The sequence below is a fragment of the Rhodococcus sp. 077-4 genome (assembly GCF_047782425.1).
Lineage (GTDB): Bacteria > Actinomycetota > Actinomycetes > Mycobacteriales > Mycobacteriaceae > Rhodococcoides.
Genome location: NZ_JAJPWC010000016.1, coordinates 1 through 641 on the forward strand (window position 1 = coordinate 1; position 641 = coordinate 641).

The 641-nt window shown below is 53.2% G+C and carries 2 protein-coding genes; both read left to right on the forward strand.

Going from position 1 to position 641, the window contains the following annotated elements; genetic code table 11:
• On the forward strand, positions 1-304 hold a 304-nt coding region (mltG, locus tag ACNEOT_RS25385; protein WP_415977536.1), incomplete at its 5' end, for an endolytic transglycosylase MltG.
• Positions 294-641 (forward strand): dTMP kinase (gene tmk, locus ACNEOT_RS25390; RefSeq protein ID WP_415977537.1); only part of this gene is annotated, 348 nt, incomplete at its 3' end. The genes mltG and tmk, both read left to right, overlap by 11 nt.

Sequence of the window (641 nt, forward strand, 5' to 3'; positions counted from 1 at the left end):
GCGCCTGCAGACCGACCCGACCGTGATTTACGGGATGGGAGAGCGTTATAATGGCAAACTTTCTCGTGCAGACCTGGAAACGCCGACAGCGTATAACACCTATACCATTACCGGTCTGCCGCCAGGTGCGATAGCGACGCCGGGGGCGGATTCGCTGAAGGCTGCTGCGCATCCGGCAAAAACGCCGTATCTCTATTTTGTGGCCGATGGTAAAGGTGGTCACACGTTTAATACCAATCTTGCCAGTCATAACAAGTCTGTGCAGGATTATCTGAAAGTGCTTAAGGAAAAAAATGCGCAGTAAGTATATCGTCATTGAGGGGCTGGAAGGCGCAGGCAAAACTACCGCGCGTAATGTGGTGGTTGAGACGCTTGAGCAACTGGGTATCCGCGACATGGTTTTCACTCGGGAACCTGGCGGTACGCAACTTGCCGAAAAGTTAAGAAGCCTGGTGCTGGATATCAAATCGGTAGGCGATGAAGTCATTACCGATAAAGCCGAAGTTCTGATGTTTTATGCCGCGCGCGTTCAACTGGTAGAAACGGTCATCAAACCTGCGCTGGCTAACGGCACCTGGGGGATTGGCGATCGCCACGATCTCTCCACTCAGGCGTATCAGGGCGGCGGACGTGGTATTGAC